Origin of the sequence: uncultured Mucilaginibacter sp., assembly GCF_937859865.1 — a bacterium.
GTDB lineage: Bacteria > Bacteroidota > Bacteroidia > Sphingobacteriales > Sphingobacteriaceae > Mucilaginibacter_A.
Genome location: NZ_CALMAT010000046.1, coordinates 4,996 through 21,009, shown reverse-complemented (window position 1 = coordinate 21,009; position 16,014 = coordinate 4,996). Strand labels below are relative to the sequence as shown.

Annotated in this window: 12 protein-coding genes; 11 read left to right on the top strand and 1 reads right to left on the bottom strand. The window is 39.8% G+C overall.

Annotated elements, in window-relative coordinates; genetic code table 11:
- The first annotated feature begins 2 nt into the window (after window positions 1-2).
- The gene (locus tag Q0192_RS05325) at window positions 3-359 is read left to right on the top strand and encodes a four helix bundle protein (RefSeq protein ID WP_299287196.1); all 357 of its coding nucleotides are present in this window, start codon (window positions 3-5) and stop codon (window positions 357-359) included.
- Window positions 360-376: 17 nt separating this feature from the next.
- On the opposite strand, the gene Q0192_RS05320 is transcribed toward Q0192_RS05325, so the two are convergent.
- A complete protein-coding gene (locus Q0192_RS05320; protein WP_299287193.1) occupies window positions 377-1,633 on the bottom strand; it encodes an HlyD family efflux transporter periplasmic adaptor subunit in 1,257 nt (418 codons plus the stop codon).
- Window positions 1,634-2,025: 392 nt separating this feature from the next.
- Between Q0192_RS05320 and Q0192_RS05315 the strand changes: the two genes are divergently transcribed.
- The 10 genes from Q0192_RS05315 to Q0192_RS05270 form a co-directional block, all read left to right on the top strand.
- Window positions 2,026-4,398, top strand: coding sequence for an ABC transporter permease (locus Q0192_RS05315; RefSeq protein WP_299287190.1), 2,373 nt, complete (start codon window positions 2,026-2,028; stop codon window positions 4,396-4,398).
- Between the two features lie 137 nt (window positions 4,399-4,535).
- Entirely contained in the window at window positions 4,536-6,923 is a 2,388-nt protein-coding gene (locus Q0192_RS05310) for an ABC transporter permease (RefSeq protein ID WP_299287187.1), read from the top strand.
- Window positions 6,924-7,080: 157 nt separating this feature from the next.
- Window positions 7,081-9,465: an ABC transporter permease gene (locus Q0192_RS05305; RefSeq protein ID WP_299287184.1), complete on the top strand. Its 2,385-nt coding sequence runs from the start codon at window positions 7,081-7,083 to the stop codon at window positions 9,463-9,465.
- Between the two features lie 147 nt (window positions 9,466-9,612).
- Window positions 9,613-10,971 (top strand): sigma-54 dependent transcriptional regulator, encoded by a 1,359-nt coding sequence (locus Q0192_RS05300; RefSeq protein WP_299287181.1) that lies wholly within the window; start codon window positions 9,613-9,615, stop codon window positions 10,969-10,971.
- A gap of 125 nt (window positions 10,972-11,096) precedes the next feature.
- Window positions 11,097-12,440, top strand: coding sequence for a HAMP domain-containing sensor histidine kinase (locus Q0192_RS05295; protein WP_299287178.1), 1,344 nt, complete (start codon window positions 11,097-11,099; stop codon window positions 12,438-12,440).
- 77 nt (window positions 12,441-12,517) lie between these two features.
- Window positions 12,518-13,096, top strand: coding sequence for a zeta toxin family protein (locus Q0192_RS05290; protein ID WP_299287175.1), 579 nt, complete (start codon window positions 12,518-12,520; stop codon window positions 13,094-13,096).
- Entirely contained in the window at window positions 13,086-13,253 is a 168-nt protein-coding gene (locus Q0192_RS05285) for a hypothetical protein (protein ID WP_299287172.1), read from the top strand. Before Q0192_RS05290 ends, Q0192_RS05285 begins: the two co-directional genes overlap by 11 nt.
- A gap of 228 nt (window positions 13,254-13,481) precedes the next feature.
- A complete protein-coding gene (locus tag Q0192_RS05280) occupies window positions 13,482-14,054 on the top strand; it encodes a Crp/Fnr family transcriptional regulator (protein WP_299287169.1) in 573 nt (190 codons plus the stop codon).
- A gap of 76 nt (window positions 14,055-14,130) precedes the next feature.
- On the top strand, window positions 14,131-15,066 hold the full coding sequence (locus Q0192_RS05275; protein ID WP_299287166.1) for an SDR family NAD(P)-dependent oxidoreductase: 936 nt from the start codon (window positions 14,131-14,133) through the stop codon (window positions 15,064-15,066).
- Window positions 15,067-15,161: 95 nt separating this feature from the next.
- Window positions 15,162-16,014: MBL fold metallo-hydrolase (locus tag Q0192_RS05270; protein ID WP_299287163.1), on the top strand; the 853-nt coding region annotated here is incomplete at its 3' end.

Below are 16,014 nucleotides of genomic sequence, written 5' to 3'. Positions count from 1 at the left end.
CTATGCGTAATTATTCTGAATTATTGGTTTGGCAAAAAAGCCATTGTTTAACATTAAAAGTGCATGCTGTAAGTGCTTCCTTTCCTAAAGAAGAAGTGTGTGGTTTAACCTCACAAATGCGACGGTCAAGTTCGTCTATCCCTACCAATATTGCCGAAGGTTGCGGCCGAAATAGCAATGCGGAAATGAAAAGGTTTCTCATAATTTCTTCTGGTTCAAGTTCTGAGTTGGAATATCAGTTGCTTTTGGTTAAAGACTTAAAATATATTGATGACACCGTTTATAAAGAACTTTCAGAAGCTGTTGTAGAAATCAGAAAAATGATTCACGCTTTTATTAGAGCTTTGCCAGTTACCTGATACCTCAAACCTGATACCTACTGGCTTTTCAACACCAATTCCTGCATATTCCCATAATTTTCATAACTGCTTGTAACCACTTTGTCGCCGGGTTTTAAGCCTTGCAAAATTTCGTAATAATCCGGGTTTTGGCGGCCCAACTGCACATCAACTTTATAAGCCGTTTTGCCGTCGTCGCTCACTTTAAAAATCCAGTTGCCGCCGGTTTGCTGGTAAAAACCGCCTTTGGCTAAAAGCAAAGCTTTGGTTTCGTCGCCTAAAGCCAAGCGGATTTGCAAGGTTTGTCCACGCCGGATACCTTCCGGTACTTTGCCCACAAACTCCATATCTACCTGAAAACGTCCGTTCGTTACCTGCGTAAAAACTTTCTTAATTTTCAGTTTATAGGTTTTGTCAGAGAAATCAAAGTCGCCGGTCAGCCCAGTAAATATGCGGGAAATATAATGTTCGTCCACATCCACCCGAACTTTAAACCCGCTCAAAACATCAATTTGGCCCAAACGCTCGCCCTGGTGTTTGTTTTGTCCGATTTCCGCATCCAAAGAAGTTAATTGGCCATCAACCGGCGCGCGGACAATCAAATCGCCTACTTTTTGCCGCATTACGGCTAAGGCATTTTGCGTACGGTCGAAAGATTGCTTGGCCTGGTTCAGTTCCTGTTTGGTAGAAACCGAATCCTGCTTCAAAATCTGCTGCGTCAGTTTTTTGCGCTTCACCTGGTAATCGTAAGCAATTTGCGATTGCTTAAACTCCTGCAAACCAATCGCTTTCTGTTCGTACAAATGCTTGTTCAGCAAATACAACCTTTCCGATTCTTTAAACGCATTGTCCACGTCCGCCATTTGGTTCAACTTGCTGATGGTATTTTGTTGCGCCGCATTTCGGGAAATCTGCATTTGCGTGAGCAAGTTAAAAACGGAAGTTTCCTGGTTCACCAAACTCAGTTCTAAATCTGTGTTGGCCAGTTTCATAATCGGGTCGCCTTTTTTCATGATGGTTCCGTCTTCCACAAATTTTTGATCTACCCGGCCGCCTTCATTCGCGTCTAAATAAATCGTGGTGATTGGCATCACCACACCGTTAACTGGGATAAACTCCTGGAATGGGCCATTTTTAACTTCGCTGATCGTGATCCTTTCGGTATCCACGTTCAATTTGGATTTGCCGGAAGTAAAATAATAACTGCTGCCGATCAGCAAAACCAGGGCTGTAATTCCGCCAATGGTTAAAAGGCGTTTGGTTGTCCATTTCTTTTTTGCGATAACTCTGTCCACGATGCTTCTTTTATCAGGTATTTTTTAGTGTGTACTATTTGGTTAAAGCAATAGGAAAAGTTGTGCCATCTACATTAAATGCTTGGTTTACAAAATTTTATGTGATAAAAGAAGCATCGGGCTGTGCGTTTGCATTACAAGTAGTGTTCGGTTTTGATACAGTGGTGCAGGCTTAATTTGTAAATGGGCGAAATGGGTTTGAGGAAAAGTAAACCACCACAAAGCTGTCCGTAAACGGACACTTGCTGTACGAAGGCGAACAATTTTTTAGGTAGATAATAAAAATGTTCCTGATTTACAGGAGTTTAGAGAATTGGTATCAGTTGTGGTTATTCAATTCGGAACAAACATTTTGCTATTAGCTCAAACCTGTTGCCTCATACCCAAAACTTATGATCAAAAACTATTTTAAAATTGCCTGGCGGAACCTGATTAAAAACAAAGTATATTCAGCAATAAATATTGTTGGTTTAACTGTTGGAATGGCAGTTATCATGTTAATCGGTTTTTGGATTTATGATGAGTTGTCGTTCAATAAAAGTTTCGACAACTATGATCACATAGTAAAATTCATTCAAAATTCAAGCGATGGAAAAGATATTTCAACTTACCCAACAGTTTCTATTCCTTTAGTTTTAGAGCTTAGAAACAAGTATGCTTCCGATTTTAAGCATCTAGCTTTAAGCAAGTCTGATGAACTACACATACTTTCATTTGGAGATAAAAAGATAAGTAAAATAGGAATTTACGCAGAACCGGAAATGCCTGAAATTCTGTCTTTAAAAATGGTAAGTGGAGAGCTTCGGGGAATACAAGATCAATCTACCATAATGATCAGCGAATCTCTTGCTAAAATCATATTTGGTAATGCCGATCCTTTAAATAAAGTACTCTTAACAGACGATAAAAAGAGTTATAAAGTAAGTGGCATTTTTAAAGATTTTGGGCGAAATACAGATTTTAAGGGAGTAGATTTTTTAATGCCTTGGTCAGCTTTAGTTGCAGAAAAAAAATGGATAAAAGAAGCGTATGCAGATTGGAATGATAACTCGTTTCTTCTCTATGGCGAACTGAATGAACATTCAGGATTAGATGAAGTAAACGCAAAAGTTAAAAATATTTTTATTGGAAAGCCTGGCCGAAATGATGACGCAAAAATCGTTTTACAACCTATGCGTAACTGGCACTTGTACAATGAATTTAGACATGGTATAAATACAGGAGGTGCTATTCAATATGTTTGGATGTTTGCTTTAATCGGCTTATTTGTTCTACTGCTTGCTTGCATCAATTTTATGAATTTAAGTACTGCACGATCACAAATTCGTGCCAAAGAAGTAGGCGTAAGAAAAGCAATTGGCTCGCAACGCAAACAGCTTATTATTCAGTTTTTAAGTGAATCTATATTAATCACTTTTATTGCTTTACTGCTTGCTTTGTTATTGGTAAAACTATCCTTGCCAAAATTTAATATGTTGGCTGAAAAAAGCTTGATTATTCCTTGGTCAAACCCGATTTTCTGGTTGATGATTTTAAGTTTTACTTTATTTACCGGATTAATTTCTGGCAGTTATCCTGCTCTGTATCTTTCATCATTTAATACTATTAAAGTATTAAAAGGAACCTTTAAAGTCGGACGTTTTGCTGCTGTACCTCGTCAGGTATTGGTCGTTTTTCAGTTTAGTATTTCAGTAATACTGATTATTGGAACGATCGTCGTATTTCAACAAATTCAATATGCTAAAAACCGGCCTCTTGGTTATGATAAAAATGGTTTGATTACTATAGATATGTCAACACCAAATTTACACGGCAAGTACGATTTACTGCGAAGCGAACTGCTAAATTCAGGCGCATCTATTAACATGGCAGAAGCTTCCAATTCTGCAACTAATATTGGTTCTCATTTAACTGGTTTTAAATGGAAAGGAAAAGATCCAAATGTTGATAAAGATATTAGCGTTTCAGGGGTTACACACGATTTTGGAAAAACAGTAGGTTGGCTCTTTGCTGCCGGTCGTGATTTTTCAAGACAATATGGTACAGATACAACAGGGATGATTGTAAATGAAGCGGCAGTAAAACACATGGGATTAAAAAATCCGATAGGCGAAACGGTGAAATTTAACGATGTTCCTTATCATGTAATAGGCGTAATTAAGGATGTAGTAATGGAATCACCTTATGAGCAGGCACAACCAACTGTGTTTTTTTTGAATTATGAAGGTGCTACCATTACCATAAGACTAAATCCAAGAATGAGCACAAGGGAATCTTTAGCAAAAATAAAGGCCATATTTGAAAAGTTAGATCCTGCTGCACCATTTGATTTTCGATTTGTAGATGCTGATTTTGCCTACAAGTTTGCTGCTGAGCAACGGGTTGGCAGTTTAGCTACTTTCTTCGCTGTTTTTGCTGTTCTGATTAGTTGTCTGGGTATTTTCGGTTTAGCTTCTTTTATAGCAGAACAACGAGTAAAAGAAATCGGTATCCGGAAAGTATTGGGCGCATCCGTAGTAAATCTTTGGGCTTTGTTGTCCAAAGATTTCCTGGTGCTGGTTTCGATATCGTTCTTGATCGCCATTCCTGCTTCCTATTATTTTATGCACCAATGGCTTCAGCATTACGAATATCGAACCGAAATTTCGATTTGGGTTTTCCTGTTTACAGCTGTCGGTGCTATCGTTATCACTTTACTCACCGTCAGTTTTCAGGCGATAAAAGCAGCATTGGCTAACCCAGTAAAAAGTTTGAGGAGTGAATGAGGAAGAAGCTGTCAGCAATCAGCTTTTGGCTATCATCGGATTGCAAGTTTAAAACCTCAAACCCCATGCCTCCAACCCAATAAATAAACTATACAAAAAGCTGAAGGCTGATTGCTGACAGCTAAAAGCTTAAAATCATGATCAAAAACTATTTTAAAATCGCCTGGCGGAACTTAAAACGTAACCAATCCTACACTTTAATTAATGTTTTGGGATTGTCTTTAGGTATGGCTTGCGGCATCCTGATTTTTACGCTGGTAAAATATCATTTAAGCTTTGATGATTTTCATCGTGATAAAAACCGGATTTACCGCATCGTTACCGAGTTTCACGAAGACGGCATCAATTATTCGCAAGGCGTTCCGTCGCCGCTGGGCAAAGCTTTTCGCAATGATTATGCTTTTGCAGAAAAAACAGCCCGCGTAGTAACTTATGGAAACAGCCTGATTTCTATTCCAGCAAGCAAAGACAACAAAAAATTTGAAGAGGAAAACGGCGTTGCTTTTGCCGAACCTGAGTTTTTTGATATTTTCAATTTCCCCTTAAAAACAGGTGATAAAAGAAGCATGCTGACGGAATTGAATACAGCAGTCATCACCCAAAACCTGGCCGATAAATATTTTTCCAAAGAAAACCCAATTGGAAAAATTATTCGGGTAAGCAATAAAATCGATTTTAAAATAACTGGGATACTCCAAAATATTCCAGTTAACACAGATCGGAAACAGGAAATTTATCTTTCTTATTCTAGTTTAAAACAACGAAGCAGGTGGCTGGCCAGCGATAGCAGTTGGGCAGGCGTAAACAGTGGAATGCAGTTTTTTGTAAGATTGAAACCAAATGTTTTGCCTGCTGATGTAGCAAAAGTTTTCCCGGCATTCCGCAAAAAGTATTTAGGAAAAGATGAAGTGAACGAATTCTTTTTCAACCTGCAACCGCTTACCGATATCCATTTTAATACCAATTATGATGGTGAAACCGATAAAAAATATTTGTGGGCTTTGGCATTAATCGGGTTGTTTTTAATTACTACGGCTTGCGTTAACTTTATCAATTTAGCAACGGCGCAAGCGTTAAAACGTGCCAAAGAAGTTGGTGTACGCAAAGTTTTAGGAAGTTTACGCGGACAACTTTTCTGGCAATTTATAGCAGAAACGGCATTGATTACTGTTTTTGCATTATTTATTTCTTGGTGTTTGGCAGAACTGGCTATTCCTTATATCAATCAACTTTTTAAAACGGAGCTTTCCGTCAACATCTTCCATGATCTTCCTTTAATGTTTTTTCTTTTACTGCTTTCGGTATTGATCGTCTTTCTGTCTGGCTCTTATCCGGGCTTAATTTTGTCCAACTTCAAACCAGTTACAGCATTAAAAGGAAAACTCACCCAACATGATGCTGGTGGTTTTCCATTGAGAAGGGTTTTGGTGATTGTGCAGTTTGCCATTTCACAAATACTAATTATTGGAACAATTGTGATTTCGGCACAAATAAGATATGCCGCCAAAGCTGATTTGGGTTTTAGAAAAGACGGAATTGTATTGCTGAACCTGCCAAATTCTTCTGTATCAAAAATGAAGGTTTTAAAAACAAGACTTTTATCTGTTGCCGGGACTCAAAATGTAAGTTTTTGTTTTGAACCACCTGCTTCCGGTAATAATAATGGCAGAGATATCCAATATGAAAACAGGCCGGTAAAAGAAGCATTTACAGTTGATGTAAAAGATGCTGACAATCAATATATTTCAACTTTCGATTTGAAGTTAATTGCCGGTAGGAATATTTTTCCTTCTGATACTATCCGAGAATACTTGGTAAATGAAACATTGGTTAATAAATTACATCTAAAGTCACCGCAAGAAATCATTGGGAAAACAGTTAACATCAACGACAAAAAAGCACAAGTTGTAGGTGTGCTAAAAGATTTTAAATCCGAATCTTTTAGAAATGAAATCAGGCCAATTGCAATTGCTTCAAATCCTATTCAATACAATTATGCGGCCGTTCGCATTAACCTTAACAACATCAAACCAACTTTAACTGCTTTAGAAAAGGTTTGGAAAGAAACCTATCCGGAGTATGTTTATTCTGCTGTTTTTGTGGATGAAAAGATTGCCAAATTTTACGAATTGGATAATACTATTTTGCGCTTGGTACAAGGTTTTGCCGGTATCGCCATCCTGATTGGTTGTTTAGGTTTGTATGGTTTGGTTTCTTTTATGGCCGCACAAAAAACCAAAGAAATTGGCGTACGCAAAGTGCTTGGCGCAAGTATGCAAAACATATTATGGCTGTTTGGCAAAGAGTTTTCCCGGCTGCTGCTGGTTGCGTTTGTAATTGCGGCACCACTTTCGTGGCTGGTAATGCACCATTGGCTGCAGGAGTTTGTGTACCGTATTAGTATTGGCCCGTGGATTTTCCTGATCGCCATTCTTTCAACTTTTATAATTGCAGGGATAACCGTTGGGTTTAAGTCGGTAAAAGCAGCATTGGCCAATCCGGTAAAAAGTTTGCGGAGTGAGTAAGGAGGAAGCGGTCAGCAATCAGCTTTTGGCTATTAGCGGATTGCAAGTTTAAAACCTCATGCCTCATGCCTAACACCAAAAAAACACCGATAAAAGAAGCATTAGAAAATATACAAACCGCTGAAAGCCGATTGCCGACAGCTAAAAGCTCAAGAAAATGATCAAAAACTATTTTAAAATTGCCTGGCGGAACCTCATCAAAAACAAAGGTTATTCGGCCATTAACATTGTTGGTTTGGCCGTTGGGATGGCGGTTGCGTTACTGCTAACACTTTGGGTTTATGATGAGTTATCCTTCAATAAATCTTTCCAAAACTCGGATAGGATTGCGCTGGTGATGCAAAATAAACAAAGCAATTCTGGTATTGAAACCTGGCCGTTAACGCCCTATCCGCTGGCCGATGCCCTTCGTTCCGAATATGGCAGCAGTTTTAAACAGGTTGTATTGGCAACTGCAACCTGGCCACATTTGCTCAATACCGGTTCTAAAAAGCTATCGCCAACCGGAACTTATTTTGAACCGGGCGTTACCAAAATGCTTAATTTAAAAATGTTGAGCGGTTCTGAAAACGGATTGCAGGACCAGAATTCTGTTTTACTTTCCAACCTGGTTGCAGCATCATTATTCGGAAAAACAAATCCAATCGGCCAGATCATCAAAATGGATAACAAAACGCCGGTTAAAGTTGCGGGTGTTTACCAAGCTTTACCGCTCAATTCTGCTTTTGCTGATGTGCAATTTATAGCGCCCTGGAAGTTGTATTACAGTAATACGGATTGGATCAGAACAGCGGAAGACCCGTGGCGGCCAAATGCTTTTTTTACCTATATAGAATTGGCAGCGAATGCCGACCTGGAAAAAGTATCAACCCAAATTAAAGATGTGCGGCTTAAACATGTTAACCAAAATTTGGCCAAACAAAACCCGCAATTGTTTTTGCAACCGATGCGCAAATGGCACCTGTATAACGAATTTAAAAATGGCGTAAACACTGGCGGCCGCATTCAATACGTGTGGCTTTTTGGGTTGATTGGCGCGTTCGTACTGTTTTTAGCCTGCATTAATTTTATGAACCTAAGCACCGCTCGAAGCGAAAAACGGGCAAAAGAAGTTGGCATCCGTAAAACAATAGGTTCATCGCGCCAGCAATTAACCAATCAGTTTTTTGCAGAATCTTTACTTTTTGTGTTTCTGGCTTTTTTTGTGAGTCTGATTTTGGTGCAATTTTCACTTCCCGTTTTTAACCAGGTTGCCGGAAAAGAAACCCATATTTTGTGGACAAACCCTTATTTCTGGCTTTCGAGTTTAACCTTTTGTTTGCTTACCGGCATAATTGCCGGGTTGTATCCGGCTTTGTATCTTTCATCTTTCGAGCCGATCAAAGTGTTAAAAGGAACGTTTCGTTTAGGCCGTTCGGCAGCTACACCGCGCCAGGTTCTGGTGGTTGTACAATTTACGGTTTCTATCGTTTTAATTATTGGCACGATAGCTGTTTTCCGGCAAATCCAATTTGCCAAAAACCGGCCGGTAGGCTATAACCGCAACGGTTTGGTGATGATCGGGATGCCTTCCGCAGAAATGCACAACCATTTTGAGGCGGTAAAAACAGTATTGAAAAATGAAGGCGCCATTGTAGATATGACCGAATCTGAAGGTGCGGTTACCAATATAAACTCAACCAATACGGGTTTTGACTGGAAAGGAAAAGATCCTTCGCTGCCAACCGAATTTCCAAAAACAGATGTTTCTTTCGATTACGGCAAAACTATTGGTTTACAGTTTCTTGCCGGTCGTGATTTTTCTAAAGATTTTGCAAGTGATTCTTCCGCAGTAATTATCAACGAAGCTGCTGCCAAATTAATGCAAATGAAACATCCGGTTGGAGAAACCATCACCTGGGACGGCCATCCAATCCAGATTATTGGTGTGGTAAAAGATGTGGTAATGGAATCGCCTTATGCACCCGTAAGGCCGTCTATATTTAATTTATTAACTGAACCTGGAAGTGTGCTGATCGCCAGGATCAACCCGAAAAGAAGTGCAAGTGAGGCTTTGCAGCAGATTGAAAAAGTGTATAAAACGTACAATCCGGAGCAGCCGTTTGATTATAAGTTTGTTGATGAGGATTACAATCGCAAGTTTGGCGATGAAGAACGCATTGGCAAATTAGCCGGCGGTTTTGCGGCGCTGGCCATTTTTATCAGTTGTTTAGGTTTGTTCGGTATGGCCTCGTTTGTAGCCGAACAGCGCCGGAAAGAAATTGGCGTACGCAAAGTGCTTGGTGCTTCGGTTTTCAATTTGTGGCAAATGCTTTCTAAAGATTTTGTACAACTGGTTTTTTTATCCCTGCTGATTGCCACGCCAATTGCCTGGTTATTTCTACATTACTGGCTGCAGCAATACGCGTATCATGCGTCAATTTCCATCTGGGTTTTTGCAATTGCCGGTTTCGGGGCTATTGGCATTACCTTGCTTACCGTTAGTTTTCAGGCGATAAAAGCAGCATTGGCCAATCCGGTGAAGAGTTTGAGGAGTGAGTGAGGGGGAAGCGGTCAGCAATCAGCTTTCGGCTTTCAGCGACATGCAAAGCCTCGACCTCAAACCCAAATAATAAACTATACAAGAAGCTGAAAGCCGATAGCTGAAAACTGAAAGCCGTTCACTATAATTGCTTTACCAAATTATTCTATGAGCCTGAAACATGCCTGCATCCTGATTATTGATGACGATACCGATGTGCTGACTGCCGTTCGCCTCCTGTTAAAACCGGTGGTAAAAGAAGTCATCACAGAGAAAAACCCGGAAAATATCCGTTCGATTTTGGCCAAAAATACATTCGATCTGATCTTGCTCGATATGAATTTTAACAGCTCGATCAATACCGGAAACGAAGGTTTGTTTTGGTTGAAAAAGGTCCGCGAATTCAAATCGGATGCGGCCGTGATCATGATTACGGCTTACGGCGATATTGATTTGGCCGTACGTTCCCTAAAAGAAGGCGCGGCAGATTTTATGGTGAAACCCTGGCACAACGAAGTGCTGCTGAATGTGATTACAGAGGCTTTAGAAAAACGTTCCAAAACAAAATCTCCGACTACTTTTAACCTCGAACGCAATTCCATTATCGGCAAAGAGCTGCTGGGCGAATCCGAAATTATGCACGAAATCTTTTACAAGATTGAAAAAATCGCGCCAACCGATGCCAACATTTTGATTTTGGGCGAAAACGGGACCGGGAAAGATTTGATCGCCAAAGCTATCCACCAGCAATCGCTTCGTTCGGCAAAAGCTTACGTAAAAGTGGATGTGGGCGCGTTGTCCGAAAACTTGTTTGAAAGCGAACTTTTCGGCCATAAAAAAGGTGCTTTTACCGATGCGCGCGAAGACCGGATCGGCCGTTTTGAAGCCGCACACAACGGTACTTTGTTTTTGGATGAGATTGGCAATATCGCTTTGCACCAACAATCCAAACTGCTGACGGTTCTGCAAAACCGACAAGTAACCAAGTTGGGCAGTAACCAACCCGTTGATGTAAATATCCGCTTGATTTGTGCAACCAACGTTCCTTTAAATGAGCTGGCTAATGAAAGCCGTTTCCGCCGGGATCTCATGTATCGGATCAACACCGTGGAAATTACCGTTCCACCATTGCGCAAACGCGGAAAAGATATTGAAGTGCTGGCCAACTATTTCAGCAAATTGTACAGCGCAAAATACCTCAAACCGGTTTTGGAACTGGAGCCGAAAGCTTTGCTCAAGCTGCAGCAATACTATTTTCCGGGCAACGTGCGCGAATTGCAATACATTATGGAACGCGCCGTCATCATGTCCGACGGGCCGGTTTTGCGTGCCGATGAACTGATCTTTTCACCCATCGAATCTGTGCACGAAACGGAGCAGCCGGACGAACTTCGTCTCAGTTCCATCGAAAAAAATACGATTCTACGCGTGATTGAACTCCACAACGGCAACATCACCAAAGCCGCCAAAGAATTGGGTTTAACCCGGACAGCACTTTATAGGAGGTTGAGTAAGTATGAGATTTAGAGGAAGCTATCAGTTGTCAGCAATCAGCTTTCGGCCATCAGTTGTCAGCAATCAGCTTTCAGCTAAATATCAAATTTACGACCTTGCTGAAAGCTGACTGCTGAAAGCTAAAAGCTCTCCCACCCATGAAAACCCGCTGGCCCATCCTCTTCCGCATACTGTTTTTACCAGCAACTTTTTGCTTGGCAGGTTTTCTTTTTTTTCATCATTGGTTGGGGCTTTTTTATGGGATGCTGGTCGTGATTTTGGTACAACTAATTGAACTGTATAATTTTCACCAAAAAATTTATGTCGAGTTAGACCAGTTTTCCGAAGCCATCCGCTACCGCGATTTTTCCCGGCATTACAATACCAAAGGTTCAACAGTTGGTTTGGAAGAGTTGCGCGTTGGTTTTAATTCGATCAACACCACTTTTAAAACCATTTCGCGCGAGAAGGAAACGCAATACCAGTACCTGCAAAAAATACTGGAACTGGTTGGGACGGGCATTTTATCGTACGAAGCTGAAACCGGCGACGTGGTTTGGATGAACGAAACGCTAAAATCCATGCTTCTTTTACCGTACTTAAAAAATATCCGCTCGCTGCAAAAGCGCGACGGGCATTTGTACCAAGAAATTATCAGCCTTAAAAACAGCAACAGTTCGATTGTTACTTTGCAAGGGCCGCAATCGTCTATCAAAGTTTTGTTATCGGCCACCGGGTTTCAAACCGAAGGCAAACGCTACAAACTGCTGGCTTTGCAAAACGTGAACGAGGCATTGGATGAAACCGAATCGCGCGCCTGGCAAAAGTTGTTAAGTGTGATGACGCACGAAATTATGAATTCCATCGCGCCGATTTCTTCCCTCGCCAATACGTTGAAAAACCGCTTGCAGGAAGCCAATGCTTCTTTTACCGCCCCAAAATCAGAACCGGCTTTGCTGGAAGATTTAGAACTGGGCATTGATACCATCCAACGCAGGAGTGAAGGCTTGCTCAAATTTGCGGAAACTTACCGTAACCTCAATAAAATCATCACTTTAAGTGTAAAAAAGGTTTATGTGCGTGATCTTTTTGAAAGTTTAAACACGCTGATGGAGCCAACTTTAGCACAGAAAAACATTGAGTTGGACATCGTTTTAAAAGACCCGGGATTAACGGTAGAAGTGGATCCGATGCTGATCGAGCAAGTGCTGATCAACCTGTTGGTGAATGCCATTGAAGCCGTAAAAGAACGCGAAAAGCCACAGATCGTGCTTTCCGGTTATGTTTTGAACGATAAAAAAACCGTGATCAAAATAACCGATAACGGCACCGGCATGGCCGAAGATTTATTGGAGCAGATTTTCGTTCCGTTTTTCAGCACCAAAAAAAACGGCAGCGGCATTGGCCTAAGTTTGTGTAAGCAAATTATGCTGCTGCACAAAGCGCAAATCCAGGCACAATCGGTAGAAGGGGAAGGGACGGCGTTTTTGTTGACGTTTTAAAAGAAGGTGAAATTTAAATTGTTAAAACTTTTGCCAACAGCAATTATTTGTATTTTTGATAATTAACCTTACTGCAATTGCCACATTTGTATATTATTTCCGGTTGCAACGGAGCTGGTAAAACAACTGCATCTTATACAATTTTGCCCGAAATCCTCAATTGTAAAGAATTTGTAAATGCCGATGAAATTGCAAAAGGACTTTCTCCTTTTCAGCCCGAAACGGTTTCTATTTTAGCAGGAAGGATCATGCTGGAACGGATCAATGAAATGTTGGCGCAAGGCGTGGATTTTGCCATTGAAACCACTTTGACCACGCTTTCCTATCAGCAAACGATTGAACATGCAAAACGCAAAGGTTACACTATTACATTGTTGTTCTTTTGGCTGAATCATGTAAATTTAGCTATTGAAAGGGTAAAAACCAGGGTTGCAGAAGGCGGGCATCATATCCCGGAAGATGTAATAGTTCGAAGATATTATAAAGGCATTTCCAATTTGATCCAAGTATTTACAAGTTTGTGTGATTATTGGATTATTATTGATAATTCGGTTGAACCTAATTATACTATTGCAACTGGCAACAATGATGTTAATATCAAGGTTAAAAACAAAGATACTTGGATGAAAATATTAGATTTAGCAAATGGAAAATAGCGATTTAAAGAACGAAGAATTACTAAAGAAAATTGAAAAAGGTTTAGACTTAACTTTTAAAAAGTTGTTAAAATCAAAACGCCAAACTGATGGTGTTTTTGTTTTTTCTGAGAACGGCAAAATAATAAAAGTCAAAGCCAGAGACATAAAAGATTAAAATACAAATTTTAAAAATAATGCTTCTTTTACCCTGTAAAATTTGTTCTTGTGTTTTTATATACACGCATACAATCAAACATAAGTTTCAATGATTTTTATGGCATAAAAGAAGCATTACTGTTTTCAATATTATCTTTCAGCAAGCTTTCAAAAATTGTTTAAATTGTTCATGCTCTTTTTGCCAAATGGCAAATGTATAACCATTTGCATTTGCTAACTTGCACCAATGGAAGCGCTCATCAATTACCTATTGCAATTTGGCCACTTAAACCAACAGCAAATTGATTTGGTAAAAAGTAAAGGCGTTTTAAGGGAATTAAAAAAAGATGAATATTATGCCGAAGCCGGAAAAACACCAAGGGAGATTGCATTTTTAACAGAAGGCATTTTTAGGGTTTGTTATTACAACAAACAAGGGGAGGAGATTACCAAGTATTTTATAGATGAAAACAATTTTGTGGTAGACATCAACAGTTACAACCAAAACATTCCTTCTTCAGAATATATACATACCATTACCGATTGCAGGATGATTATTTTTTCAAAGGAAGCGATGCAAGAACTATCTATGACGATCATTGGATGGGATGTTATCATCAGCAAAATTACGGCAAAAGGGTTTGCAGAAAAAGTTAACAAAATCAGTACAATGATGGCGGAAGATGCAACTGAACGTTACCTTAACTTCTTTACAAAGTTCCCTAAACTTGCAAACCGCATCCCGTTATCGTACTTAGCTTCTTATTTGGGCATTACCCCATCATCCTTGAGCCGGATCAGAAAAAACATCAGCAGCTAAATTGCTTTTTGCCAAATGGCAAACGGTTTCATTTTTTAAGTAATGAATTTTGTATCACAATTTAAAAAACTAAAAAATGGAATCCATCATTATTACAGGCGCGACAAGTGGTATTGGCTTTGAATGTGCCATGCAAATGGCCAAAATTGCACCTAACGATCAAATCGTAATTGCTTGTCGAAACCTTGTATCGGGCAATAAAGTTACCCAAAACATCAAACAAAAAACAGGGCATAAAAATTTAATTTGCATGTTGTTGGATTTAGAATCTTTACAATCTGTACGGGAGTTTGCAACACAATTTTCAAAGCAGCCCAACAACAAAATAATTGCACTGATAAACAATGCAGGCATCCAAAATGTTGCAGAAACACAATTTACAAAAGAAGGTTTTGAAGTTACTTTTGGTGTAAACCATTTGGCTACTACTTATCTTACTTTGTTACTTTTGCCATTGATGGACAGCAATGCAAGTATAACGTTTACGGCCAGTGGCACCCATGATCCAAAACAAAAGACAGGAATGGAACCGCCCATATTTAAAAGTGCAAGTGAATTGGCGCATCCAACTGAAACAAATGAGAAACGGATGGCCGTAGGGCAACGCAGATATACCACTTCAAAATTGTGCAACATTTTAACAACCTACGAATTGCAAAGAAAGTTATCCGAAACCAATATCAGGGTAAATGCTTTTGACCCGGGGTTTGTGCCAGGCACGGGACTTGCAAGAAATTATCCGCCATTTTTACGCTTTATATCAAACAAAATTTTGCCCGTGCTTAGGTTTTTTGTACATAATGTAAATACGGCTCCAGTTTCGGGTAAACGCTTGGCAAACCTTGCTTATGCTGACCAATATAAAAACTATAAAGGAAAATATTTTGAAGGCGCTAAAGAAATCAAATCTTCAACTGATTCGTACAATAAAGAATATCAAGATATTTTATGGACATCAACAATTGGCCTGCTTAAAATAAAACAAGATGAAACTTCAGTTCAATTGGCTTGAAACAAACTTTCGATAGCGAAAAAACGTAGCATTAAGTATCAACTTTAAACTACATTCCAAATCCGGCAACGTTTATCTGTACCATAATAAAAATAATGACAAACAACGCTGTAAAAGCCTACCAAAACAACCCGCAATTAAAAACCCCAAAAGCCCCGGAAGGATGGCAGGGGACACCTGTTGATGAAAAAGGCAAATTTTTGAACTTGAGCCATCCTTTTGTTCCAAATTTTGCCGATGTTTTTCGTTGGAAATTAGAAAGCAGCCCTTTCAGAAAAGAAAAAAAGGCAGAAGTTTGGAACCCAACTATTTACAATGATGGTTCCTGGCTGAAAGAAAGTGATGACCTAATTGTATGGCTCGGGCACAGTACTTTTTATATCCGTATCAATGGCGTCCGAATAATAACCGACCCAGTATTTGGTGATATCCTTTCGGTTAAACGTCGTTCCGAATTTCCTGTTGGCCCCCATCTTTTAACAAACCTGGATTATGTTTTATTGTCGCACGACCATCGGGATCATCTGGACGAAAAAAGTTTGAAACTATTATCAAAGCAAAACCTAAATGTTAAATATTTAACGGGATTAGGCATGAAGGCGGTTGTGCATAAATTCACCCAATCAAATAAAATAGAAGAGGCCGGCTGGTACCAGCAATACGAAACCGGCAACAGTCCCATAAAAGTTACTTTTATTCCTTCCAGGCATTGGTCAGCACGCGGTTTGTTTGATGCCAACCAACAGCTTTGGGGAGGGTTTGTAATGGAAGCGGCAAACAAGCGTATTTTATTTGGCGGAGATAGCGGGTACGATACGCATTACAAACAATTGGCGGCCGTTTTCGGTAGTTTTGATTATGCCATTTTAGGCATTGGCGCTTATGAACCAGCTTGGTTTATGAGTGCCAACCACCAATCTCCGGCAGATGCATTGAAAGGTTTTACAG

What these genes read in the sequence shown, in the direction of transcription:
- Q0192_RS05325 (WP_299287196.1), top strand. Translation starts at nt 3, where the DNA reads ATGCGTAATTATTCTGAATTATTGGTTTGGCAAAAAAGCCATTGTTTA.
- Q0192_RS05315 (WP_299287190.1), top strand. Translation starts at nt 2,026, where the DNA reads ATGATCAAAAACTATTTTAAAATTGCCTGGCGGAACCTGATTAAAAAC.
- Q0192_RS05310 (WP_299287187.1), top strand. Translation starts at nt 4,536, where the DNA reads ATGATCAAAAACTATTTTAAAATCGCCTGGCGGAACTTAAAACGTAAC.
- Q0192_RS05305 (WP_299287184.1), top strand. Translation starts at nt 7,081, where the DNA reads ATGATCAAAAACTATTTTAAAATTGCCTGGCGGAACCTCATCAAAAAC.
- Q0192_RS05300 (WP_299287181.1), top strand. Translation starts at nt 9,613, where the DNA reads ATGAGCCTGAAACATGCCTGCATCCTGATTATTGATGACGATACCGAT.
- Q0192_RS05295 (WP_299287178.1), top strand. Translation starts at nt 11,097, where the DNA reads ATGAAAACCCGCTGGCCCATCCTCTTCCGCATACTGTTTTTACCAGCA.
- Q0192_RS05285 (WP_299287172.1), top strand. Translation starts at nt 13,086, where the DNA reads ATGGAAAATAGCGATTTAAAGAACGAAGAATTACTAAAGAAAATTGAA.
- Q0192_RS05280 (WP_299287169.1), top strand. Translation starts at nt 13,482, where the DNA reads ATGGAAGCGCTCATCAATTACCTATTGCAATTTGGCCACTTAAACCAA.
- Q0192_RS05275 (WP_299287166.1), top strand. Translation starts at nt 14,131, where the DNA reads ATGGAATCCATCATTATTACAGGCGCGACAAGTGGTATTGGCTTTGAA.